A 23214-nucleotide genomic window follows, 5' to 3' on the forward strand; every position below is an offset into this window, starting at 1 on the left:
CGCGCCAGCGTACTCAAGCGTGCCTCAGGCCGAGTCGGGGCGGTTGGCGTAGTCGTCGGAGCGCTCTTGCGGGGAGCGCTGCGCGATCGCGTCCATGACCTCGTCGGTGATCGCGCGCAGCAGCCGGGCCTTGGTGTACTGCGCCTGCAGCGCGGCGACGTCGACCGGTGGCGCGAAGCGCACGGTGACCCGGTGCGGACGGATGCCGCGGGAGTCGACCGGCTGCGCCTTGTCGGTGCCGACGAGCGCGCACGGGACGACCGTGGCCCCGCTGGCCAGGGCGAGCCGCCCGACGCCGGTGCGTCCCTTGTGCAGCCGGCCGTCCCGGCTGCGGGTCCCCTCGGGGTAGATGCCGAAGGCTCCCCCGCGGGCCAGGTGCTCCTCGGCGAGCTCGATCGAGCGGGCGGCGGCCCGGGCGTCCGAGCGGTCCACGGGGATCATGCCGCCGAACTCCCCGAACCACAGCCGACCGAGCCAGCCGGAGACCCCGGTGCCCTGCACGTACTCGGCCTTGCCGAGGAAGCCGACCTTGCGGCCGGCCGCGATCGGGATGACCATGGAGTCCACGAAGCTCAGGTGGTTGCTCGCGATGATGACCGGACCGGTGGCCGGGATGTGCTCGGCGCCCTCGACCCGCAGGCGCAGGTAGGCGCGAAGGGGAGGTCCCACGAGGACTCGACGCAGGAGCCACTCGAGCCCGCGCATGGGGAGGTTGCCGTTCACCCGGCCAGAGTAGTCACTAGCCTCGCTGCCATGACGAACGTTCCACCGCCGCACCAGCCCCAGCCCCACCAGCAGCCGGTCATGCCGGTCACCGGGCCGCAGGCCGCGTTCCTGCAGCCGCCCGCCGGCCACGGCGCCCTGGTGCTCACCCTCCAGGGCAATGCGATGACCGCGGGGCTCACCCCGTCGGTCCACATCGACGGCTACCCGGTGCCGGGGGGCTTCGGACCCAACTTCTACCCCCTTCGCCCCGGGCGCCACCGCGTCGACGTGCACACCCAGTGGCTGCGGCAGTACGGGCAGGCGTCGATGGACCTCGACATCCGTGAGGGCCAGACGGTCCCCGGGTACTACGCCGTGCCGTGGCACCAGTTCACGACCGGCTCCATCGGCCACGTCAAGCAGACGCGCAAGGGACTCGGCGTGGTGCTCGCGCTCCTCGCGCTCGTCACCGTGCTCGTCCTCGGCTGCGCGCTCGGCGCAGCGCTGCTCGGCTGAGCGCGGCCCCCGGGGCGCCTGCGCTCACTCCCACTCGATGGTGCCCGGCGGCTTGCTCGTCACGTCGAGCACGACCCGGTTGACCTCTTCGACCTCGTTGGTGATCCGGTTCGAGATGTGCGCGAGGACGTCACCGGGCACGCGAGTCCAGTCGGCCGTCATGGCGTCCTCGGAGGAGACGGGGCGCAGGACGATCGGGTGGCCGTAGGTGCGGCCGTCGCCCTGGACGCCGACCGAGCGAACGTCGGCGAGCAGGACGACCGGGCACTGCCAGATCTCCTTGTCGAGACCGGCCGCGGTCAGCTCCTCGCGGGCGATCGCGTCGGCCCGGCGCAGGATGTCGAGGTTGGTCTCGGTGACCTCACCGATGATGCGGATGCCCAGCCCCGGCCCGGGGAAGGGCTGGCGGTCGACGATCGGGTCGGGGACACCGAGCTCGCGACCGACCTGGCGCACCTCGTCCTTGAAGAGAGCGCGCAGCGGCTCGATGAGCTTGAACTGCAGGTCGTCGGGCAGGCCACCGACGTTGTGGTGCGACTTGATGTTGGCCGCACCGGTGCCGCCCCCGGACTCGACGACGTCCGGGTAGAGCGTGCCCTGCACGAGCCACTTGACGGGGTGGCCCTCGTCGGCGCCCTCACCGACGACGTCGCGGGCCGCCTGCTCGAAGACGCGGATGAACTCGCGGCCGATGATCTTGCGCTTCTCCTCCGGGTCGGTCACCCCGGCGAGCGCGGAGAGGAACCGCTCCCGGGCGTCGACGACGACGAGGTGGACGCCGGTCGCGGCGACGAACTCCTCCTCGACCTGCTCGGCCTCGCCCTGGCGCAGCAGGCCGTGGTCGACGAAGACGCAGGTGAGCTGCTCGCCGACGGCCCGCTGGACGAGCGCGGCGGCGACGGACGAGTCGACGCCGCCGGAGAGGGCGCACAGGACCCGGTCCTCGCCGACGGTCTCGCGGATGGTCGCGACCTGCTCGTCGATGACGTTGTCCGCGGTCCAGTCGGGGGTGAGCCCGGCGCCGCGCAGGAGGAAGTTCTCCAGGACCGGCTGGCCGAAGGTCGAGTGCATGACCTCGGGGTGCCACTGCACGCCGTAGAGACGGCGCTCGTCGTCCTCGAAGGCCGCGACGGGTGCGCCGGACGTGCTCGCGGTGACCCGCATGCCCTCGGGGGCCTCGGTGACGGAGTCGCCGTGGCTCATCCACACCGACTGCTCGGCGGGCTGGCCGTTGAAGAGCGTGGACTCGCGGTCGCTGACCTGTGCGCGGGTCGAGCCGTACTCGCGCAGGCCGGTCCGCTCGACGGTGCCCCCGAGCGCCCGGACCATCGCCTGGAAGCCGTAGCACATGCCGAAGACGGGGACCCCGGCCTCGAGCAGCGCGACGTCCAGACCCGGGGCGTCCTCGGCGTAGACCGACGAGGGCCCCCCGGAGAGGATCACCGCGGCCGGCTCCTTGGCGAGGATCTCGGCCACGGGCATCGTGTGCGGCACGACCTCGCTGTAGATCTTCGCCTCACGCACCCGTCGGGCGATGAGCTGGGCGTACTGGGCGCCGTAGTCGACCACCAGGACCGGCGAGGTCTTGAGGGAGTCGGCCGGGGAGGTCTTGAGCGAATCCGTCACGCGCACAGGTTACCGGGGCGCGGTGAGCGGGCCGACCTCGCGCACGACCCGACGCTCCTCGACGAAGGCGAGGAACGGGATGCAGGCCAGCAGGAGGATGAGGACCATCCGCCCGACCGACCAGCCGACCTTGAACCCCAGGTTGGCCGTCGCCACCGCGAAGACCATGAAGATCAGGCCGTGGACGGGCGACCACCAGGTGAGCACGTCGTTGTCCAGGCCGTACTTGAGGACCATCTCGACGATGAGGACGAACATCGCCAGACCGGCGACGATCGCCGCGCCACGGAAGAAGGTCAGCGCACCCGCGATGGCCCGCGGGTGGGCTGCGGGTCGGGTCCTGTTGTCCGTGCTCACGTGCTCTCCTCCATCTGGACGGCGGCTGCCGTCTGCTCCGGGCGCGCCGCCTGGCGCACCATCTTGACCCACATCCACAGCGCGAAGACCGAGAACATCCACCACTGGAAGGCGTACATGACGTTGCGCCACTGCAGCGAGGTGTCCGGCAGCGGCGGGGGGACGCGCTGGACCCCCTTCGCCTCCGCCGTCCCGTCCTCCGTGACGGCGAACGCGAAGCCGTTGTAGATCTCGCCCGGCCAGACGTTGACGAGCTGGGCGACGTCGACGGAGGTCAGCTCGCCGTCCCGCACGCCACCGGTCTCGTCCGGGGCCTCCGCAGGAGCCAACGACCCGACGAGCTCGATCGTGCCCGACGGCGCCGCCGGTGCGTCCTCGCCCTCCGGGACCCAGCCGCGCACGACCGGCAGGTTGGCGCCGCTCTCCGCGACGACGAACCGGTCGAGGACCCACTCGACCGGCCGGCCGTCGAGTCGACGATCGAGGATGCGAAGGGGGTCCCCCACGTACTCGCCCCGCGTCGAGACCCGTTGCCCGGACCCGTCGTCGGGGAAGCCCTCGTGGGGGGCCACGACGTCGGCGAGCGGCCGCACCGGACGGTCCTGGACCTCGCGCACGGCGTCGGCGCGGGCCTCGTCGTGGGCGACGGACCACTGCCAGCGCCCGGCGGTGATGCCGAGGGCCACGAGGACCAGCGCCACGACGAGCAGCCCCAGCCAGCGGGGTCGAGCGGCGGTCCTGAGCACCCGCTCAGGCTACGTGAGCACTCCGGACGCCCTGGACACACCGTCGCGGACGGTGGGCACGGGCAGGGTCACCCTGGCGCTGGCGTGGGTGTACTCGCGCACCGCCGGCTGCCGGGCCACGACCGCGTCGACACGGCGGTAGGCCTCGCCCTGCGGCGGACGCGGGTCCGCGTCGCCGGCGTTGGGCCACATCGAGAAGGCCCGCTCCGACTGGGCGGTGATCGTCAGCGACGGGTTGACGCCGAGGTTCGCCGAGACCGCGGACCCGTCGACCACGCTGATGCCGGGGTGGCCCCACAGGCGCTGGTAGGGGTCGATGACCCCGGTCGAGGGAGAGTCGCTGATCGGGGCGCCGCCGAGGAAGTGCGCGGTGAGCGGGATGTCGAAGGCCTCGCTCCACGTGCCGCCCGCGTAGAAGGGCTGCCCGAGCCGCGACGAGAGCTGCTCGGCGATGACCTTGATGCCCTCGTGCCCGGCCGCGATGTACGTGGGGTTCTCCTCGCCGTGCCCCTGCCGGGACGTCAGCCGACGACCGCGGGGGCCCTGGGTCAGGTAGGTCGTCAGCGAGTTGTCCAGGGACTGCATGACCAGGCCGATGACCGTGCTGTCCGCGAAGTGGGTCCCCGGCGGGAACCACGCCCTGAGCGCGGGGAGGTTGCGCGGCAGGTCGGCAAGGAGCTTCAGGACGCGGGGGGTGCGCCCGGTCCTCGGCGGCGCCAGGAGCGTGGTCAGCAGGCCCATGGCGTCCGACCCGCGCCCGTAGCGGACGTTCTCGATGTGGGTGGCCTCGTCCGGGTGGAAGGAGGAGGTGATCGCCACCCCCTTCGTCAGGTCGTCCTCGCCGGTGGGCGGGGTGCTGGCGAGCGCGCCGACGAGGGCCTCCGAGTTGGTCCGGGTCAGCTCACCCAGCCGGTCGCTGGTGCCCGGCAGCTCGCCATCGGCCTTCATGGCGTGGAGCAGGTGCTGCGTGCCCCACGTCCCGGCCGCGACGACGACCTTGCCCGCGGTGACGACCCGCGCGCTCCGGTCACCCGGGGCGTCCGTGGCCTCGTGCCGCACCCGGTAGACCTCGTCGGGGCCCTCGGTCCCGGGCACGACGCCCACCCGGGTCACCGTGCGCATCGGGACGATCTGGACGCCCAACCCCTCGGCGAGGGCCAGGTAGTTCTTGACGAGCGTGTTCTTGGCGCCGACGCGGCAGCCGACCATGCAGTTGCCGCACTCGGTGCACGTCGTGCGGGTGGGCCCGGCGCCCCCGAAGTACGGGTCCGCGACGGTGCGCCCCTGCTGCTCGCTCGAGTCGTCGTCACCGAAGAGCACACCCACGGGCGTCTTGCGGAAGGTGTCGGCGACGCCCATCTCGGCGGCGGCGCTGCGCATGACGTCCTCGACGACGGACTCGCAGGGGTTGGTCACGACCCCGAGCATCGTGCTCGCCATGTCGTAGTGGGGCTTCAGCTCGGACTGCCAGTCGGTGATGTGGCCCCACTGGCGGTCCGTGAAGAAGACCTCCGGCGGCACGTAGAGCGTGTTGGCGTAGTTGAGCGACCCGCCGCCGACGCCCGCCCCGGCGAGGACCATGACGTCCTTGAGCAGGTGGATGCGCTGGATGCCGTAGCACCCGGCCCGGGGGGCCCACAGGAAGTTCTTCAGGTCCCAGCTCGTCTCGGCGAAGTCCTCGTCGGCGAAGCGTCGCCCGGCCTCGAGCACCATGACGCGGTAGCCCTTCTCCGCCAGGCGCAGGGCGGCGACGGAGCCGCCGAAGCCGGACCCGATGACGAGCACGTCGGTGTCGGTGGTCTGCACCGGGCTCACCTCATCCCTGCCGTCTTCATCAGGCGCAGGCCCGCGGTGAGGACCTTGGCGTGCACCCTGTCGCTCATCCCGAGGGCCGGGGCGATCGGCAGGAGGTGCTGCGCGGCGACGGTCTGCGCCTCGGTGTACTTCAGGATCCCCTCGGCTCCGTGACGGCGGCCCATGCCGGAGTCCTTCATCCCGCCCATCGGCGCGCCCATCGACGCCCACGCGGCGGCGTAGCACTCGTTGATGTTGACCGTGCCCGTGCGGATGCGGGCGGCGATCTCCCGGCCGCGGCGCACGTCCCGGGTCCAGACCGAGGAGTTGAGGCCGTACTCGGTGTCGTTGACCAGCGCGATCGCGGCCGCGTCGTCGGCGACCCGGTAGATCGAGACGAGCGGGCCGAAGGTCTCCTCGTCCCGGCAGGTCATCGCGGAGGTGACGCCCTCGAGCACGGTGGGCTCGAAGACGAAGGGCCCGATCTCGGGGCGGTGGCGTCCGCCGGTGAGGATCCTCGCCCCCTTCGCCACGGCGTCCTCGAGGTGGGCGGTGACGGTGTCGAGCTGGGCCTGGTTCACCAGCGAGCCCATGTCGTACCCGTACTCGAGCGCCGTGCCGAGCGTCATGGCGTCGACCGCGGCGACGAACCGCGGGACGAACTCGTCGGCGACGGCCTCGTGGACGACGACCCGCTCGGTGGAGATGCACAGCTGCCCCGCGCTGGAGAAGCATGCCCGCACGGCGCCCTCGACGGCGCGGTCGAGGTCGGCGTCGGCGGCGACGTAGACGGAGTTCTTGCCGCCGAGCTCGAGGCTGAAGGAGACCAGCCGGGCCGCCGCCGACCGGGCGACACCGCGCCCCGTGCGGGTCGACCCGGTATAGCTGACGTAGTCGGTGGAGTCGACGACCGCCTGGCCGGCCTCCTGACCGGAGCCGAGGACCACCTGGAGGACGCCCTCGGGCAGGCCGGCCTCGCGCAGCAGCTCGACGCCGGCGAGCGCGGTGACCGAGCCCTGCTGGTCCGGCCGCAGGACGACGGCGTTGCCGGCCATGAGCGCGGGCAGCGCGTCGGTGATGGCCAGGCTCAGCGGGTAGTTCCACGGGGAGACGATCCCGACGACGCCCTTGGGGTGGTGGAGCACGCGGGTCTGCGTCAGCACCGGGTAGGCACCGGCGACCCGGCGCGTCCGCAGGTGCGCCTCGGCGGTGCGGGCGTAGTAGCGCGCGGCGAGCGCGGTGTCGAGGACCTCCTCGAAGGCCTGCTTGCGCACCTTGCCGGACTCGATCTGGACCAGGTCGAGCAGCTCGACCTGCTTGGCCAGGACCAGGTCGTGGAAGCGCAGCATGATGCGCCGGCGCTCGTCGAAGGAGGTCGCCGCCCACCGGGGCTGGGCCGCGCGGGCCGCGGCCACGGCCCGGTGGACGTCCTCGGTGGTCGACATCGGCAGCGAGGCGATCGGGCCGCCGGTGAGCGGCGAGGTCCGCGTGAAGGCCTCCGCCCGGGGTGAGGCCACCACCCGACTGGCGTACCGGCGGGTGCGGCCCGGGTCCACGGCGTAGGTGGCCGTCGGGTCCAGCTCAGGGTCAGCGATGATCTCCGAGGTCATTACCCAAGGGTAACCGTGCGCGCCGCCGCAGGCCATGGGGAGCGCCCCGGATGGGACGAAGGGGGATCAGCTCGGCTGGTGCGGCGCGACGACGACCTCGATGCGCTGCAGCTCCTTGACCTCGGTGTACCCGGTGGTGGCCATCGCCCGGCGCAGGGCGCCGATGAGGTTGGTCGAGCCGTCGGCCACCCGGCTGGGGCCGAAGAGGACCTCCTGGAGGGGCGCGACCGAGCCGACCTCGACGCGGGCGCCGCGGGGCAGTTCCGGGTGGTGCGCCTCGGCGCCCCAGTGGTACCCGCGACCCGGCGCGTCGGCGGCCCGAGCCAGGGCGGCCCCCAGCATGACCGCGTCGGCACCGCAGGCGATGGCCTTGACGATGTCGCCGCTCGTGCCGAGGCCGCCGTCGGCGATGACGTGCACGTACCGGCCGCCGGACTCGTCGAGGTAGTCGCGGCGGGCGGCGGCGACGTCGGCGACCGCGCTCGCCATCGGGGCGTGGATGCCCAGCGCCTTGCGCGTCGTGTGCGCCGCACCGCCACCGAAGCCGACGAGGACGCCCGCGGCGCCGGTGCGCATGAGGTGCAGGGCCGCGGTGTAGCCCGCGGCGCCGCCGACGATGACGGGCACGTCGAGCTCGTAGATGAAGCGCTTGAGGTTCAGCGGCTCGGCGCGGCTGCTCACGTGCTCCGCGGAGACCGTCGTGCCCCGGATGACGAAGAGGTCGACCCCGGCGTCGACGACGCACTTCCAGTGCTGCTGGGTGTTCTGCGGGCTGAGGGCACCGGCGACCGTGACCCCGGCGGCGCGGATCTGCCTCAGCCGCTCGGTGATGAGCTCGGGCTGGATCGGCGCGGCGTAGATCTCCTGCATGCGGGCGGTGGCCACGGCCGGGTCGAGCGAGGCGATCTCGGCCAGGAGCGGCTCGGGGTCCGGGTAGCGCGTCCACAGGCCCTCGAGGTCGAGGACGGGCAGGCCACCGGCCTCGCCGAAGGCGATGGCCGTGGTCGGCGACATGACCGAGTCCATCGGGGCCGCGATGACCGGCATGTCGAAGTGGTAGGCATCGATCTGCCAGTCGAGCGAGACCTCCTCCGGATCGCGCGTGCGGCGGCTCGGCAGCACGGCGATGTCGTCGAAGGAGTAGGCCCTGCGGCCCCGCTTGCCCCGGCCGATCTCGATCTCGTTCACCCACCCACCCTAAAGGGCTTGGTCGTCGCACCCGCAGGGGCGCATACTTGCTTGGCCGATGCATGCATCTTCTGCCCCGGCCAGGGTGGCGACGAGGCCGCCGCCTCCCCCTTCGCACCCCCTCAGGAGACCCCTGTGCCCGTCACCGCGCCCGACCCCTCCCTGCCACAGGAGTACCCGGAGAAGATCGACGCCGCCGTGCTCAAGGTGGCCGGTGTCGTCGTCCTCGGCGCCATCATGTCGATCCTCGACATCACGGTCGTCAACGTCGCCCTCCCCCACTTCCAGACCGACCTCGCCACGGGCCCCGAGCCGCTGCAGTACTCGACCGTCGCGTGGACCGTCACCGCCTACACGCTGGCCCTCGCCACGGTCATCCCGCTCACCGGCTGGGCGGCCGACCGCTTCGGCACCAAGCGCCTCTACCTCGCGGCCATCGCCTTCTTCGTGGCCGGCTCCGTGCTGTGCGCCTTCGCGCCGTCGATCGAGATGCTCATCGGCGCGCGCGTCCTGCAGGGCCTCGGCGGCGGCATGCTCATGCCGCTCGGTATGACGATCATGACCCGCGCGGCCGGCCCCCAGCGCATCGGCCGCCTCATGGCCATCCTCGGTGTCCCGATGCTCCTCGGCCCGATCGGTGGCCCGATCCTCGGTGGCTGGCTCATCGACAACGCCCACTGGCTGGGCCGTCCGAGCTGGACCTGGATCTTCCTGATCAACCTGCCGATCGGCGTCATCGCCCTGGCCTACGCCGCGATCGTCCTGCCCAAGGACCACACCGAGCCCACCGAGTCCCTCGACGTCGTCGGCCTGCTGCTCATGTCGCCCGGCTTGGCGCTCTTCCTCTACGGCGTCTCCTCGATCCCCGAGGAGGGCACGGTCAGCTCGCCCAAGGTCTACGGCACGGCGCTCGCCGGGCTCGTGCTCATCGCCGCCTTCGGGTGGTGGTCGATGCGCCCGAAGCACCCGCTGCTCGACCTGCGCCTGCTCGCCAACCGGCGCTTCTCCGTCGCGGCCCTGACGATGTTCCTCTTCGCCGCGGCCTTCTTCGGTGGCCTGCTGCTCATGCCCACGTACTTCCAGCAGGTGCGCGGCGAGAGCACGACGATGGCGGGCGTGCTGATGATCCCGCAGGGCCTCGGCGCCCTCATCACCATGCCGATCGCCGGCGCCCTCGTCGACAAGTACCCGGTCGGCCGCATCGTGCCCGTGGGCATCGCCCTGATCACCGGCGGCATGTTCGCCTTCACCCAGCTCTCCGCGGACTCCAGCTACTGGGGCTTCGTCATCCCCGCGCTCTTCGTCATGGGTCTGGGCATGGGCGCGACGATGATGCCGCTCATGACGAGCTCGCTCAAGGCCCTCACCGCCCACCAGGTGGCCCGCGGCTCGACCCTGCTCAACATCACCCAGCAGGTCGCGAGCTCCTTCGGTGTCGCCATCGCCTCCGTCGTCCTGACGCGTGGCTTCGAGGACCGCCCGCTCATCGGCCAGGCCCAGGCCTTCGGCGAGGAGAGCGCCCAGGTCAGCGACCCCAACGCGATGCAGCAGCTGCTCGCGAGGTTCCCCGAGGTCGCCCAGGTCCTCGGCCAGTACGCGACCGACCCGCAGGCGGGCGCGCAGGCGCTCGTGCACGCGGTCCGCGTCGACATGGCCGAAGCCTTCGCCGCGACCTACTGGGTCTCCGCCTTCATGTGCCTCGCGACGCTGCTCGTCGCGGCCTTCCTCCCGCGCAAGCACGAGGAGAGCCACCTGCTCGACGAGGAGACCCCCGAGGTGACCACGGTCGCCGTCCACTGACGGCTCCATGACGAAGGGGGGCGGCGCAGGAATCCTGCGCCGCCCCCCTTCGTTGTCATGCTGGAGTGACCACCGACAGATGAGGACGTCAGATGGCCAAGTTCAAGAACGCAGCAGCCATGCTCACCGCGCTCGAGGCCGCCCGGCAGTGGGCCCGGTCCAACCCGGACAAGGCGGGCACGTACATCGACCGGGCCGCCGGCTTCGTCGACGGCCGCACCAAGGGCAGGTACCACAAGCAGGTCGAGGGCTTCTCGCGGACCGCGAAGAAGAACCTGACCGGCAGCCAGACGGTGACCGGGTCGACCGTGCACGGCTCGAGCGGGAACGCCGCGACGCCGCCCCCGCCGCAGGACAAGCGCTTCTTCCCCGACGGGCGCGCCTGACCTACCGCACCTCGGTGGCCTCGAGGACCCGCAGCACGTTGCCGTGCGCGAGGGCCTCGAGGTCGCTGCGTGACCAGCCCCGCTCCCCCAGGGCCGCGAGCAGCCGCGGGTAGCTCGCGACGTCCTCGAGGCCGACCGGTGTCTCGTCGACCCCGTCGTAGTCGGCGCCGATGCCGACGTGCTCGATGCCCACGACCTCGCGCAGGTGCTCGAAGTGGGCGAGGACGTGCTCGGTGGTCGCCACCGGGTCGGGGACCACGTCGGTGCGTCCGAGGTCCACGTCGGCCCGGGCCTGGTTGACGAACTTGGGCACGACATTGGCCATGACGATCCCGCCGTTGCCGGGGATGCGCTCGAGGACGTCGTCCGGGACGTTGCGCGGGTGGTCGCAGATCGCGCGGGCGCCGGAGTGGCTGAACATCACCGGCAGGCGGGTCGCGTCGAGCGCGTCGTGCATCGTCTCGGCGCTCACGTGGGACAGGTCGACGACGACGCCGAGGTCGTTCATCCGCGCCACGACCTCACGACCGAAGTCCGTCAGCCCACCGTGGACGCGCTCGTCCGTGGCCGAGTCGGCCCACGGGGTGTTGTCGTTGTGCGTGAGGGTCATGTAGCGAGCCCCCCTGCCCGCGAAGGCCTCCAGCGTCTGGAGCGAGCCGTCGATGCAGTGGCCGCCCTCCATCCCGATGAGCGCCGCGTGCCTCCCCGCGTCCCACGCGGCCCGGACCTGCGCGGCGGTGCGCGCGGGGACCATCTCCTCGTAGCGCGCGCACATCGCCTCGACGAAGTCGATCTGCTCGTGCGTCGCGGCGACCGCCTCCGCGCCCTGCACCGTCGTCGGGACCCAGACCGACCACAGCTGCGCCGCGAGACCGCCCTCACGCATCCGGGGCAGGTCGGTGTGCAGGTGCGGCTGCGGCCGCGCGATGTCGCACGCGTCGAGGTCGTAGCCGGCCACCTCGCGGTGGTGCCACGGCAGGTCGTTGTGGCCGTCGAGGACGCGGATCGGGGTGCTGCTCGTCGTCATCGCTCCAGTCAACCACCGACCCACCACGCTCCCCGAACCTCGAAGGGTGTCCCCTCGCCACACGTGGACGCGCACCAGAGCGCCCCGACCAGGAGTGGGCAGGCGGCACATTGCCCCTCGCCCGCGCCGGCGACGAACGTGGCGGACACCCATGACACCGGCGTCAGCGTGGACGTCGGTGCACGACGAGGAGACACACATGCGTTCAGTGCGGTTGCTACTCGGATCGGTCCTGCTCGGCGGAGCCCTGGTGGGCGCCTCCTCGGTGCCGGCGACCTCGGCCCCGCCACCGGGCTCGTCGGCTGCGCTCGCGGCCGGGACGTTGACGCCGGTCACCGGCTTCGGCTCCAACCCCGGCAACCTGTCGATGTACGAGTACGTCCCCGCCGACCTGCCCGCAGGCGCGCCGACCGTCGTCGCGCTCCACGGGTGCACGCAGTCGGCGTCGGCGTACCACGTGGGCTCGGGCTGGTCGCAGCTGGCGGACGAGCACGGCTTCGCGGTGGTCTACCCGCAGACGTCGTCGGGCAACAACGCCAACTCGTGCTTCAACTTCTTCGAGGCGGCGGACACGACGCGTGGCCAGGGCGAGGTCGCCTCGATCGCACAGATGGTGCAGCACGCGCGCTCGAGCCACGGGTTGGGCAGCGACAACACCTTCGTCACCGGGCTGTCGGCCGGGGGCGGGATGACGTCTGCGGTGCTCGCGACCTATCCGGATCTCTTCGCGGGCGGGTCGGTCATCGCCGGTCTGCCCTACCGGTGCGCGACCTCGATGATCGACGCCTTCGGCTGCATGAACAACCCGCCGGACCGGACCCCGACGCAGTGGGGCGACCTCGCCCGGCAGGGCTTCCCCGGGTACTCCGGTGCGCGTCCCCGGGTGGCGGTCTGGCACGGCACCGCCGACTCGACGGTCGTCCCGGCCAACGCGCGGGAGCTCGTCGACCAGTTCACTGACGTCGCGGGGGTGGGCACGACGCCGACCGCCACGAGCAGCCTGCCCGGCGGCACGACCCGCACGTCCTACGGCGACGCCGTCGTGCGCTACTCGGTCCAGGGCATGGGCCACGGCACCCCCGTCGACCCGGGCACCGGACCGGAGCAGTGCGGTCAGGCCGGCGCCTACTTCCTCGACACCATCTGCTCGGCCAGGTACGACGCGGCCTTCTTCGGGCTGACCGGCGCCGTCGACCCGGGCGACCCGAGCGACCCCGGAGACCCGGGCGACCCGGGCGACCCCGACCCGGAGCCGGGCGCGTGCGTCACCTCGAGCAACTACACCCACACCGTCGAGGGGCGGGCGCACCAGAGCGGTGGCCTGACCTACGCCAACGGCTCGAACGACCCGATGGGCCTGTGGAACGTCTACACGACGACCGAGCTCGAGGAGACCTCGCCCGGGTACTGGGAGCTCGGCTGCTGAACCGCTCCGGGGTGCATGCTGGGGGCCATGCACCCCGGAGCGCACAATGCCATCACCGACGTCCCGGGCATCCGGGTCGGGCACGCCACCCGTGACGAGACCGACTGGCTGACCGGGACGACGGTCGTGGTCCCGCCGGTCGGCACCGTCGGCGGCGTCGACGTCCGCGGCGGCGGGCCGGGCACCAGGGAGACCGACCTGCTGGACCCGCGCAACCTCGTCGACGCCGTCGACGCGGTCGTGCTCTCCGGCGGCAGCGCCTACGGCCTCTCGACGGCCGACGGGGTCATGGCGGCCCTGGCGGACGAGGGCCGCGGCTGGCAGGTCGGCCGCCCCGGCGAGATCGTGCCGATCGTCCCCGCCGCGATCCTCTTCGACCTCGACCGCGCCGGGACCTGGCGCCACCACCCCGGCCCGGACGAGGGCCGGGCGGCCTACCTCGCCGCGAGCGACGGCCCGGTGGACGAAGGGGGTGTCGGCGCCGGCACCGGAGCCCGCGCCGGTGGTCTGCGCGGAGGCATCGGGAGCGCCAGCCTCGTCCTCGACTCGGGGATCACCGTCGGCGCGGTGGTCGCGGTCAACGCGGTCGGCTCACCGCTCCTGCCGAGCGGTGAGCTCCTCGGCGCGCGTCACCTGCTCGACGGTGAGGTCGTCGTCCCGCAGCCGGATCCCGTTGCCGTGCAGGGCCACTGGCAGAGGCAGGCCGCCGAGGCCCAGGCCCTGCAGGCAGGCACGGCGACCACGCTCGCTGTCGTCGCGACCGACGCGACCCTCGACAAGGCCGGCTGCGCGCGGCTCGCCGGCGTGGCCCATGACGGCTTCGCGCGGGCGCTCTCACCGGTCCACACGGCCTTCGACGGCGACACGGTCTTCGCCCTGGCGACGGGTGGACGCCAGGGACCGACCCCCTTCGAGCTCGTGGCCCTGCAGACCGCGGCAGCCGACTGCGTGAGCCGGGCGATCGTGCGGGCGGTGCTCGCCGCGCGGACCGTCGACCGCACCGACGAGGGCGGGCTGCGCCTGCCCGGCTACCGGGAGACGATCAGTCGAGGAAGCTGACCACGTCGGTGACGTCCGACGACCCGCCGTCACCGTGACCGCTCGGGATGTGGTGCCTGAGCTCGTTCTTGCCGACCCACCCGAGCACGACGACGAACGGCAGACATAGCACCGTCACGATGATGAACTCGCGGTCGACGAGACCGGCGAAGGCGAAGATCGCGAGGAATAATGCGGCGATGAGGGCGCTCATCCCCTGGAAGCCCGCGAGGTCGCTGCGTGACTCACGGGTGCCGAGCCAGCGGTGCCGCAGCAGGTCGTGCGCCCACATGAGCACCCAGCCGACCGGGAGGAGCAGGAAGCTCAGGAGTGCCCACTCACGCGGGAACGCAGGATCGAGCACGTCCAGGACGACCACGAGGACCACGGCGAAGGGGATGGAGGCGACCATGCACACCTTCGCCACCATCCGCAGCCGCTGCAGCGGCCGGGACCACCGTCCTGCCCGCACCGACGTGGGGATGCCCGGTCCGAGCTCCCGACGCCGCAGCGCGGCCGCACGCAGCTCCTCGGACGTCGGCTCCGGTCGCGGTGCCCGCGGGTGCGCCTGCTCGTGCCCGGCCTGCTCCTGCCGGTGGCGCTCACGGATCCGCTCGTCGGCGGCCCAGCGCTGGGCGAGCCGCTCACGCTCGTGCGGTGGCGACCAGCGGTCGACCCGCAGCTCGTTGCCGGCGAGGTCGGTGTAGACCCGCTCGTCCTTGAGCTGGCGCCACGACGAGCGCAGCATCCCACCGACGAGGAGCACGGTGCACAGCACGAACCAGACGGCGAAGGTGGGCCAGTGCGGGTCCGGCTCGGAGGTCCCCTCGAGGGGCATGCGGGTGAGCATCATCAGGGCGAAGGCCAGCACCCCCATGAGAGCGAGGGTCAGGACGAGGCCGACGAGCTGCTGCAGCCACCAGCCGGTGCCGATGCTCCGCGGTGCGCGCCAGTCCGGCCGCGACGTCGAGCTGTCCCCCATGACGCGACCCGTCAGCCGAGGCTGTAGTTGGGAGCCTCGACGATGCCCTGGATGTCGTGCGGATGGCTCTCCTTGAGGGAGGCGGAGGTGATCCGGACGAACTGCCCTTTCGCCTGCAGCTCGGGGATGGTGCCGGCACCGACGTAGAACATCGACTGGCGCAGGCCCCCGACCATCTGGTGGGCCACCTGGGCCAGGGTGCCGCGGTAGGAGACGCGGCCCTCGATGCCCTCGGGGACGAGCTGGTCGTCGCTGGTGACCTCGGCCTGGAAGTACCGGTCCTTGGAGAAGGACTTCTTGCCGCGGCTGCTCATCGCGCCGAGGCTGCCCATGCCGCGGTAGGCCTTGAACTGCTTGCCGTTGACGAAGATCAGCTCGCCCGGGCTCTCCTCGCAGCCGGCCAGGAGCGAACCGACCATGACGGAGTCGGCGCCGGCGACGAGCGCCTTGGCGATGTCGCCCGAGTACTGCAGCCCGCCGTCGGCGATGACCGGGACGCCGGCCGGCTTCGCGGCGAGGGAGGCGTCGTGGACCGCGGTGATCTGCGGGGCGCCGACGCCGGTGACGATGCGGGTGGTGCAGATCGAGCCCGGGCCGACGCCGACCTTGATCGCGTCGACGCCCGTGTCGATGAACGCCTGAGCGCCCTCGCGGGTCGCGACGTTGCCGCCGATGACCTGGACGTGCCGGGTCGCCGGGTCCTTCTTGAGGCGCTCGACCATCTCCAGCAGGAGCTTGACGTGGCCGTGGGCGGTGTCGGCGACGAGGACGTCGACGCCCGCGTCGATGAGCGTCGTCGCGCGCTCCCACGCGTCACCGAAGTAGCCGATGGCAGCGCCGACGAGCAGGCGTCCCTGGGCGTCCTTGCTCGCGTCGGGGAACTGCTCGCTCTTGACGAAGTCCTTGACCGTGATCAGGCCCGCGAGCCGGCCGTCGCCGTCGACGATGGGCAGCCGCTCGCGCTTGTGCTGGCGCAGCAGCAGGGTCGCCGCCTCGTTGGAGATCCCCACGGGAGCGGTGATGAGCGGCATCGGGGTCATGACGTCGCGCACCAGCGTGGTCGACCACTCGGCGACCGGCGTGAAGCGCAGGTCGCGGTTGGTGATGATGCCGATGAGGACGTTGTCGCCGTCGACGACCGGCAGGCCCGAGACGCGGTACTCGCCGCAGCGCTGGTCCAGGTCGTCGAGGGTCGCGTCCGGACCGATGACGACCGGGTTGGTGATCATGCCGGTCTGGGTCCGCTTGACGAGGTCGACCTGGTAGGCCTGGTCCTCGATCGAGAGGTTGCGGTGGAGGACGCCGAGGCCACCCTGCCGCGCCATGGCGATGGCCATGCGGGACTCGGTGACCGTGTCCATGGCGGCGGAGATCAGCGGCGTCTTGATGGAGATCTCACGCGTCAGGCGCGTCGTCGTGTCGAGGTCGCCGGGAGCCAGCTCGCTGTACCCGGGGAGCAACAGGACGTCGTCGTAGGTCAGACCGAGCTTGGCGAAGGGGTTCGGGGCCGCGGCCCCGGAGTCGTCAGGGGCGGGCGTTGCACCGAAATCCATCTCCCTATCCTAAGCCACCGCGCACACGCGCTCGGACGTGACCCTTTCCTGACGAACTCCCGCAATTCCGGGGCGAATCCATACCTTCCCGACCACCTGCGTTTGCGTTGCCGTCCTTAGGTTGGCTGCAGACAGGGGAGGCGTCGTCAGGGCCGCCCCAGGCACGGAGGTGGAGCAGAGATGGCGCACAACGACAAGGTGCCGGGTCCCGTGGCGGACCACTGGGAGTGGCAGTTCGAGGGCGCCTGCCGGGACACCGGCAGCGAGTCCTTCTACCACCCGGACGGTGAGCGCGGCGCCGCCCGACGCCTGCGGGACGCCGCTGCCAAGGAGATCTGCGCCGGGTGCCCCGTCGTCGCGGCCTGCGGCGAGCACGCGCTCGCCATCCGTGAACCCTTCGGCGTGTGGGGCGGCATGACCGAGGACGAGCGCCACGCCCTGCTGGCCGAGCGCGACATCGCCGCCGCCGGCCTCGCCGGCTGAGGCTCCCCTTCGCCGCCTAGGCTGGTGGGGTGAGCTCTCCCGCACCGGTCCACATCCGCGACGAGTCCATCCGTCTCGGCCAGCTGCTCAAGCTCGCCGGGCTCGTGGAGGACGGCGCCATGGCCCGTGAGGTCATCGCCGCGGGCGAGGTGAGCGTCGACGGGTCCCCCGAGACGCGTCGCGGCGCGCAGGTCCGGGCGGGCAGCGTCGTCGAGTTCGCCGGGCAGCAGGTCGAGGTCGTCACGGGCGAAGGGGAGGTCGACGTCCCCTGGTGACGGTCACCCACCGCGACGTCCCCTGGTGACGGCCCCCGAGGAGGTCGACGTCCCCTGGTGACGGTCCCTGAGGAGGTTGCGCAGCAACCGTCTCGAAGGGTCAGCCCTCGGTGAGCATCCAGTCCAGCGCCCGGTCGACGTGGACCGCCGTCGTGTCGTGCAGCGGCACCGGACAGTCGTCCTCCTCGATGAGCAGGCCGATCTCGGTCCCGGCCAGCACGACGCACTCGGCGCCGCGGTCGGACATCCCCTCCATGACGGCGCGCAGCTGGCGGCGCGAGCTGTCCTTGATGACTCCGTGGACGAGCTCCTCGTAGATGATCCGGTCGACCTCGGGGCGTTGCTGCTCCTCGGGCAGGATCACCTCGATCCCGCGCTGCTCGAAGGGGGTCGTGTAGAAGTCCCCCGCCATCGTCGTCGCGGTGGCGACGAGCCCGACCTTGCGCTGGTGCGAGGCCTCGACGCGGCTCGCGGTGGCCTTCGCGATGTGGAGGAAGGGGATGTCGACGGCCGCCTCGACCCGGTCGGCGACGGCGTGCATCGTGTTGGCAGCGAGGAGGAATCCTTGTGCGCCAGCGGCCTCCAGGCCGCGGGCGGCCTCGACGAGGGTCTGCGCCATGGCGTCCCAGTCGCCGGCGTTCTCGGCGTCGTCGATCGGCTGGAAGTCGACGCTGTGGATCAGGACGCGGGCGCTGTGCAGACCGCCCAGGCGCGCCTCCACCCCTTCGTTGAGACGGCGGTAGTACTCCGCCGTCGCAGACCAGCCCATACCGCCGATGACACCGAGGAGACGCATGGCCACACCCTAGCCAGCGAGCGCGCCGTCGTGGGGTCCGTTCCGCACGGTGGTGCGCGCCCGCATCGCGGGCGAGTGCCAGGTCACACCGCGGCCGGGCATACCCTGCAGGGCGTGAAGGTGCTGCTGCTCGAAAACATCCATGACGCTGCCCGCGAGGCCCTGACCGACGCCGGCTTCGACGTCGAGACCCGCTCCGGGGCCCTCGACGAGACCGAGCTGATCTCCGCCCTCGAGGGCGTCGACCTGCTCGGCATCCGCTCGAAGACCAAGGTGACCCAGGCGGTCATCCAGGCCCGCCCCGAGCTCAAGGCGGTCGGTGCCTTCTGCATCGGCACCAACCAGATCGACCTCGACGCGGCTGCCCAGGCCGGCACGGTCGTCTTCAACGCCCCCTTCTCCAACACCCGCAGCGTCGTCGAGCTGGCACTGGGCGAGATCATCTCGCTGGCCCGCCACCTGACCGACAAGAGCACCGCCCTGCACGCCGGGGTCTGGGACAAGTCGGCGAAGGGGGCACACGAGGTCCGCGGGCGCACGCTCGGCATCATCGGCTACGGCAACATCGGCGCCCAGCTGTCGGTCGTCGCCGAGGCCTTCGGGATGCACGTCTCCTTCTACGACCTCGAGGACAAGCTCCCCCTCGGCAACGCCAAAAAGTGCGAGACCCTCGACGAGCTCCTCGAGACCTGCGAGACGATCACGCTCCACGTCGACGGCCGGGCGGGCAACGCCGGCAACTTCGGCGCGGCGCAGTTCGCCAGGATGCGCCCCCGCAGCCTCTTCCTCAACCTCTCGCGCGGTTTCGTCGTCGACCTCGAGGCACTGCGCGACAACCTGCTCTCCGGCCACATCGCCGGTGCCGCGATCGACGTCTTCCCGAGCGAGCCGAAGAAGGCGGGCGACGCCTTCGAGAACTGCCTGCAGGGCATCCCCAACGTCATCCTCACCCCGCACATCGGCGGTTCCACCGAGGAGGCGCAGCTCGACATCGGCCGCTACGTCTCCGGCAAGCTGCGTGACTGGGCGACCACCGGTGCCACGACGATGTCGGTCAACGTCCCGGCCGTCGCCGCCCCCGTCGCCCAGGGCGGCACCCGCATCCTCCACCTGCACCAGAACGTCCCCGGAGTCCTGGCCCGGGTCAACACGATCCTGTCCGAGGGCGACGTCAACATCGACAGCCAGCAGCTGAGCACCAAGGGCGAGTACGGCTACGCCGTCACCGACCTCGCGAGCAGCCTGCCCGCCGACACCGAGCAGCGCCTGCGCGAGCTTCCGGAGACCATCGAGGTCCGGGTCATCGTGACGGCCTGAGGCTGCACCCGCCCGGGGCAGTGCAGCGCCGGGCACGACGAAGGGGGCCACGCACCGGATGGTGCGTGGCCCCCTTCGTCGGATCAGGAGATCAGTGGGAGTGGCCGTGACCGTGGGTCTCGGGCTCCTCCTCCTTCTTCTCCACGACGAGCGTGTCGGTGGTGAGGACCATCGACGCGATCGACGCGGCGTTGATGAGCGCCGAGCGGGTGACCTTGACCGGGTCGATGACGCCCTGGCCGATGAGGTCGCCGTACTCGCCGGTCGCCGCGTTCAGGCCCTGGCCGGGGGCCAGCTCCTGCACCTTGGCGACGGCGACGTAGCCCTCGAGGCCGGCGTTCTCAGCGATCCACCGCAGGGGCTCCACAGCGGCCTTGCGCACTATGTTGGCGCCGACCTTCTCGTCGCCCTCGAGCTCGATGCCGTCCAGGACGGCGACCGCGTGGGCGAGCGAGGAGCCACCGCCGGCGACGATGCCCTCCTCGATGGCCGCGCGGGTCGCGGAGATCGCGTCCTCGATGCGGTGCTTCTTCTCCTTGAGCTCGACCTCGGTGTGGGCACCGACCTGGATGACGCAGACGCCACCGGCGAGCTTGGCGAGGCGCTCCTGGAGCTTCTCGCGGTCCCAGTCGGAGTCGGTGCGCTCGATCTCGGCCTTGATCTGGTTGACCCGGCCGGTGACGTCCTCACCGTTGCCCTGGCCGTCGATGATCGTCGTGTTGTCCTTGGTGACGACGACGCGACGGGCCTGGCCGAGGTCCTCGAGACCGGCCTGGTCGAGCTTGAGGCCGACCTCCTCGGCGATGACCTGACCACCGGTGAGGATCGCCATGTCCTGCAGCATCGCCTTGCGACGGTCGCCGAAGCCGGGGGCCTTGACGGCCACGACGTTGAAGGTGCCGCGGATCTTGTTGACGACGAGCGTGCTCAGGGCCTCGCCGTCGATGTCCTCGGCGATGATGAGCAGCGGCTTGCCGGACTGGACGACCTTCTCCAGCACGGGCAGCACGTCGGCGATCGTGGAGATCTTGCCCTGGTTGATCAGGACGTAGGCGTCCTCGAGGACGGCCTCCATGCGCTCGGGGTCCGAGACGAAGTACGGGCTGATGTAGCCCTTGTCGAACTGCATGCCCTCGGTGAAGTCGAGCGAGGTCTCGGCGGTCGAGGACTCCTCGACGGTGATGACGCCGTCCTTGCCGACCTTGTCGAAGGCCTCGGCGATGATCTCGCCGATGCCCTGGTCCTGGGCGGACAGGGAGGCGACCTGGGCGATCTCGTCCTTGCCCTCGACCTCACGGGCGTTCTCGAGCAGGCGGGCGGCGACGGCCTCGACGGCCTGGTCGATGCCGCGCTTGAGGCCGGACGGTGCGGCACCCGCGGCGACATTGCGCAGGCCCTCGCGGACCATGGCCTGGGCGAGGACGGTCGCGGTCGTGGTGCCGTCACCGGCGACGTCGTTGGTCTTGGTCGCGACCTCCTTGGCGAGCTGGGCGCCGAGGTTCTCGTACGGGTCCTCGAGCTCGATCTCCCGGGCGATCGTCACGCCGTCGTTGGTGATGGTCGGCGCGCCCCACTGCTTGTCGATGACGACATTGCGGCCCTTGGGGCCGAGCGTCACCTTGACGGCGTTGGCGAGCTGGTCGACGCCGCGTTGGAGGGCGTCACGGGCGGAGTCGTTGAACTCCAGTTCCTTGGCCATGTCTGTCCTTTGGTTCTACGAAGGGGGAAGAAGCGACGGCCCCGGAGGGACCCGGGAGGGCCCGCACCCGGGGCGTGCGCTGCAAGCGGAGAGAGGTCGTCAGGAGACGATCGCGAGGACGTCGCGGGCGGAGAGGATCAGGTACTCCTGGCCGCCGTGCTTGATCTCGGTGCCGCCGTACTTGGAGTAGATGACGCGGTCGCCGACGGCGATGTCCATGGGGATGCGCTCGTCGCCGTCCTCGTTGAAGCGGCCGGGGCCGATCGCAACGACCTCGCCCTCCTGCGGCTTCTCCTTGGCGGTGTCCGGGATGACGAGGCCGGAAGCGGTGGTCTGCTCGGCCTCGACGGCCTGGACGACGATGCGGTCCTCGAGCGGCTTGATGGAAACCGACACGGTGACTCCTTAGTGAAGTGAGGGTCGTGAGTATGAGTTCTGGCGTGCCGGGCCGGGCGCCGTCGCGGGGGTCGACCAGCCGTGGCATCTGGCACTCGCCGAAGGTGAGTGCCAAGGGCAAATCTAGGCACCCGGCTGGCACTCGGTCAACCTGAGTGCCAATGTGCGGCGCGGGACGTCGCGACCGTGGACAATGCCGCCTGTGGACATCCAGACCGTGAGGTGGCTCGCCTCCCCGGAGGGCCATGCCCGGCTGCACGAGCTCCCTGCCTACCGCGAGGCCGACGCCGTGACCACCGCGGCCCGGTTGCGGTCCGAGGGCCTGGCACCCGAGCACGCCGCCGGGCTGCTGACCCAGAAGCGCCTGCAGGACAAGGCGAAGGACAAGTTCGGCGAGTTCGCCGAGGGGATGCTCTTCACCCCCGACGGGCTCGAGCAGGCCAGCCGTCTCGAGGTCGCCGCGACCCACGCGGGGCGCTTCGCGGCGGCCAGCCTCGCGACGGTCCACGACCTCGGCTGCGGCATCGGCTCGGACGCGATGGCGATGAGTGCCCTCGGGGTCACGGTCCACGGCGTGGACGCCGGCCCTCTCACCGCGGCGATCGCCGACGTCAACCTCCGCCCGTGGCCGGACAGCCGCGCCCGGCCGGGCGTCGCCGAGGACTTCGAGGCACCGATCGACCCGCTCCACTCCCGCGTGGGCGTCTGGCTCGACCCCGCCCGCCGCACCCCCGGGCACACAGACCGCACCGGCCGCACGCGCCGGGTCTTCCGCCTCGACGAGATCTCGCCGTCGTGGGAGTTCGTGCTGTCCGTCGCCCGTGACGTGCCGGCGACGGGCGCCAAGCTCAGCCCCTCGCTCCCCCACGACATCCCGCCGCTCGGCACCGAGGCGCAGTGGACCTCGTGGCAGGGGACGGTCCTGGAGTGCGCCGTGTGGTGGGGGCCTCTCGTCAAGGAGGCCGGTCGCAGCGCGCGGATCCTGCGCAAGGACGCCCCGCCCGTCGAGGTCGACCAGCGCACCTGCGAGGACGACCCCGACGTCGCCGGTTCGCTCGCCGACCTCGGGCCCTGGCTCTACGAGGCCGACCGGGCCGTGACCCGCGCGGGGCTCATCGGCACCGTGACCGGCGCCGTCTCGGGCCGCGAGCTCGAGGCCGGCCTCGGGTACGTGAGCAGCGACCGCGCGCTCGACCTCGGGCACGCGCGCCGCTACGAGGTGCTCGAGGCGATGCCCTTCTCCGTCAAGGGGCTGCGAGCGTGGCTGCGTGAGCGCGGCGTCACCGGCCTGACCGTCAAGAAGCGCGGCATCCGCCTCGACGAGGACCAGCTGCGCAAGCAGCTGAAGATCGGCCGCGGCGCCGGCAGCGGTGACAGCGCGACCATCGTCCTCACCCGCGTCGGCGGCACCCAGGCGGTCCTCGTCGTGCGGCCGGCCGGGGCCTGAGTCCCGGGATCACGTCCCCTTCGCCCGCCCCGGGTAGCCTGCAGAGC

At 71.7% G+C, this 23214-nt stretch carries 22 protein-coding genes; 9 read left to right on the forward strand and 13 right to left on the reverse strand.

Annotated elements, in window-relative coordinates; genetic code table 11:
- Positions 1-24 precede the first annotated feature (24 nt).
- A complete protein-coding gene (locus V3C34_RS15610) occupies positions 25-723 on the reverse strand; it encodes a lysophospholipid acyltransferase family protein (RefSeq protein ID WP_082807388.1) in 699 nt (232 codons plus the stop codon).
- Positions 724-753: 30 nt separating this feature from the next.
- Here V3C34_RS15610 and V3C34_RS15615 point away from each other — a divergent pair, with 30 nt between their 5' ends.
- Positions 754-1221: a hypothetical protein gene (locus tag V3C34_RS15615; protein WP_169701789.1), complete on the forward strand. Its 468-nt coding sequence runs from the start codon at positions 754-756 to the stop codon at positions 1219-1221.
- 24 nt (positions 1222-1245) lie between these two features.
- Here the strand turns inward: V3C34_RS15615 and guaA are convergent, their stop codons facing one another.
- From guaA to V3C34_RS15645, 6 genes are all read right to left on the reverse strand, one after another.
- Positions 1246-2847 (reverse strand): glutamine-hydrolyzing GMP synthase, encoded by a 1602-nt coding sequence (gene guaA, locus V3C34_RS15620; RefSeq protein WP_068322481.1) that lies wholly within the window; start codon positions 2845-2847, stop codon positions 1246-1248.
- 9 nt (positions 2848-2856) lie between these two features.
- Positions 2857-3204 carry a DUF3817 domain-containing protein gene (locus V3C34_RS15625; RefSeq protein ID WP_068321760.1) on the reverse strand — a complete coding sequence of 116 codons (348 nt, stop codon included), beginning with the start codon at positions 3202-3204 and terminating at the stop codon, positions 2857-2859.
- Positions 3201-3950, reverse strand: a complete 750-nt coding sequence (locus V3C34_RS15630) for an SURF1 family protein (RefSeq protein WP_068321757.1) — start codon at positions 3948-3950, stop codon at positions 3201-3203. Before V3C34_RS15630 ends, V3C34_RS15625 begins: the two co-directional genes overlap by 4 nt.
- Before the next feature lie 9 nt (positions 3951-3959).
- Positions 3960-5756 (reverse strand): GMC family oxidoreductase, encoded by a 1797-nt coding sequence (locus V3C34_RS15635; RefSeq protein WP_338537692.1) that lies wholly within the window; start codon positions 5754-5756, stop codon positions 3960-3962.
- A 5-nt stretch (positions 5757-5761) separates the two neighbouring features.
- Positions 5762-7354 (reverse strand): succinic semialdehyde dehydrogenase, encoded by a 1593-nt coding sequence (locus V3C34_RS15640; RefSeq protein WP_346007606.1) that lies wholly within the window; start codon positions 7352-7354, stop codon positions 5762-5764.
- A gap of 66 nt (positions 7355-7420) precedes the next feature.
- A complete protein-coding gene (locus V3C34_RS15645) occupies positions 7421-8542 on the reverse strand; it encodes a GuaB3 family IMP dehydrogenase-related protein (RefSeq protein ID WP_068321749.1) in 1122 nt (373 codons plus the stop codon).
- Positions 8543-8593: 51 nt separating this feature from the next.
- Between V3C34_RS15645 and V3C34_RS15650 the strand changes: the two genes are divergently transcribed.
- A complete protein-coding gene (locus V3C34_RS15650) occupies positions 8594-10342 on the forward strand; it encodes a DHA2 family efflux MFS transporter permease subunit (RefSeq protein WP_345912751.1) in 1749 nt (582 codons plus the stop codon).
- A gap of 92 nt (positions 10343-10434) precedes the next feature.
- Positions 10435-10728 (forward strand): antitoxin, encoded by a 294-nt coding sequence (locus tag V3C34_RS15655; RefSeq protein ID WP_338537688.1) that lies wholly within the window; start codon positions 10435-10437, stop codon positions 10726-10728.
- 1 nt (position 10729) lies between these two features.
- Here the strand turns inward: V3C34_RS15655 and V3C34_RS15660 are convergent, their stop codons facing one another.
- A complete protein-coding gene (locus V3C34_RS15660; protein WP_346007607.1) occupies positions 10730-11755 on the reverse strand; it encodes a dipeptidase in 1026 nt (341 codons plus the stop codon).
- A 199-nt stretch (positions 11756-11954) separates the two neighbouring features.
- On the opposite strand from V3C34_RS15660, the gene V3C34_RS15665 reads away from it, so the two are divergent.
- A complete protein-coding gene (locus tag V3C34_RS15665; RefSeq protein WP_346007608.1) occupies positions 11955-13181 on the forward strand; it encodes an extracellular catalytic domain type 1 short-chain-length polyhydroxyalkanoate depolymerase in 1227 nt (408 codons plus the stop codon).
- 27 nt (positions 13182-13208) lie between these two features.
- Positions 13209-14240, forward strand: coding sequence for a P1 family peptidase (locus tag V3C34_RS15670; protein WP_338537685.1), 1032 nt, complete (start codon positions 13209-13211; stop codon positions 14238-14240).
- Here the strand turns inward: V3C34_RS15670 and V3C34_RS15675 are convergent.
- Positions 14224-15201 carry a hypothetical protein gene (locus V3C34_RS15675; RefSeq protein WP_346007609.1) on the reverse strand — a complete coding sequence of 326 codons (978 nt, stop codon included), beginning with the start codon at positions 15199-15201 and terminating at the stop codon, positions 14224-14226. The two genes, V3C34_RS15670 and V3C34_RS15675, sit on opposite strands and share 17 nt — an antisense overlap.
- An 11-nt stretch (positions 15202-15212) precedes the next feature.
- Positions 15213-16754, reverse strand: coding sequence for an IMP dehydrogenase (guaB, locus tag V3C34_RS15680; RefSeq protein WP_068423760.1), 1542 nt, complete (start codon positions 16752-16754; stop codon positions 15213-15215).
- A gap of 180 nt (positions 16755-16934) precedes the next feature.
- Between guaB and V3C34_RS15685 the strand changes: the two genes are divergently transcribed.
- Together V3C34_RS15685 and V3C34_RS15690 are read left to right on the forward strand one after the other, a co-directional pair.
- Complete coding sequence (locus tag V3C34_RS15685; RefSeq protein ID WP_068423758.1) at positions 16935-17237, forward strand: WhiB family transcriptional regulator; 303 nt, start codon at positions 16935-16937, stop codon at positions 17235-17237.
- A gap of 29 nt (positions 17238-17266) precedes the next feature.
- The gene (locus V3C34_RS15690; RefSeq protein WP_346007610.1) at positions 17267-17512 is read left to right on the forward strand and encodes an RNA-binding S4 domain-containing protein; all 246 of its coding nucleotides are present in this window, start codon (positions 17267-17269) and stop codon (positions 17510-17512) included.
- Between the two features lie 100 nt (positions 17513-17612).
- Here V3C34_RS15690 and V3C34_RS15695 read toward each other — a convergent pair whose 3' ends face one another.
- Positions 17613-18308 (reverse strand): aspartate/glutamate racemase family protein, encoded by a 696-nt coding sequence (locus tag V3C34_RS15695; protein WP_068322475.1) that lies wholly within the window; start codon positions 18306-18308, stop codon positions 17613-17615.
- 114 nt (positions 18309-18422) lie between these two features.
- Here V3C34_RS15695 and serA point away from each other — a divergent pair, with 114 nt between their 5' ends.
- Positions 18423-19625 carry a phosphoglycerate dehydrogenase gene (gene serA / locus V3C34_RS15700; protein ID WP_068423757.1) on the forward strand — a complete coding sequence of 401 codons (1203 nt, stop codon included), beginning with the start codon at positions 18423-18425 and terminating at the stop codon, positions 19623-19625.
- Positions 19626-19716: 91 nt separating this feature from the next.
- Here serA and groL read toward each other — a convergent pair whose 3' ends face one another.
- On the reverse strand, positions 19717-21324 hold the full coding sequence (gene groL / locus V3C34_RS15705; RefSeq protein WP_068321720.1) for a chaperonin GroEL: 1608 nt from the start codon (positions 21322-21324) through the stop codon (positions 19717-19719).
- A gap of 99 nt (positions 21325-21423) precedes the next feature.
- A complete protein-coding gene (gene groES, locus V3C34_RS15710; RefSeq protein WP_068321718.1) occupies positions 21424-21720 on the reverse strand; it encodes a co-chaperone GroES in 297 nt (98 codons plus the stop codon).
- 202 nt (positions 21721-21922) lie between these two features.
- On the opposite strand from groES, the gene V3C34_RS15715 reads away from it, so the two are divergent.
- On the forward strand, positions 21923-23167 hold the full coding sequence (locus V3C34_RS15715) for a class I SAM-dependent methyltransferase (protein WP_068423756.1): 1245 nt from the start codon (positions 21923-21925) through the stop codon (positions 23165-23167).
- The last annotated feature ends 47 nt before the right edge of the window (positions 23168-23214 follow it).

The sequence above is a fragment of the Janibacter terrae genome, assembly GCF_039636765.1.
In the GTDB taxonomy this organism is placed as follows: domain Bacteria; phylum Actinomycetota; class Actinomycetes; order Actinomycetales; family Dermatophilaceae; genus Janibacter; species Janibacter terrae.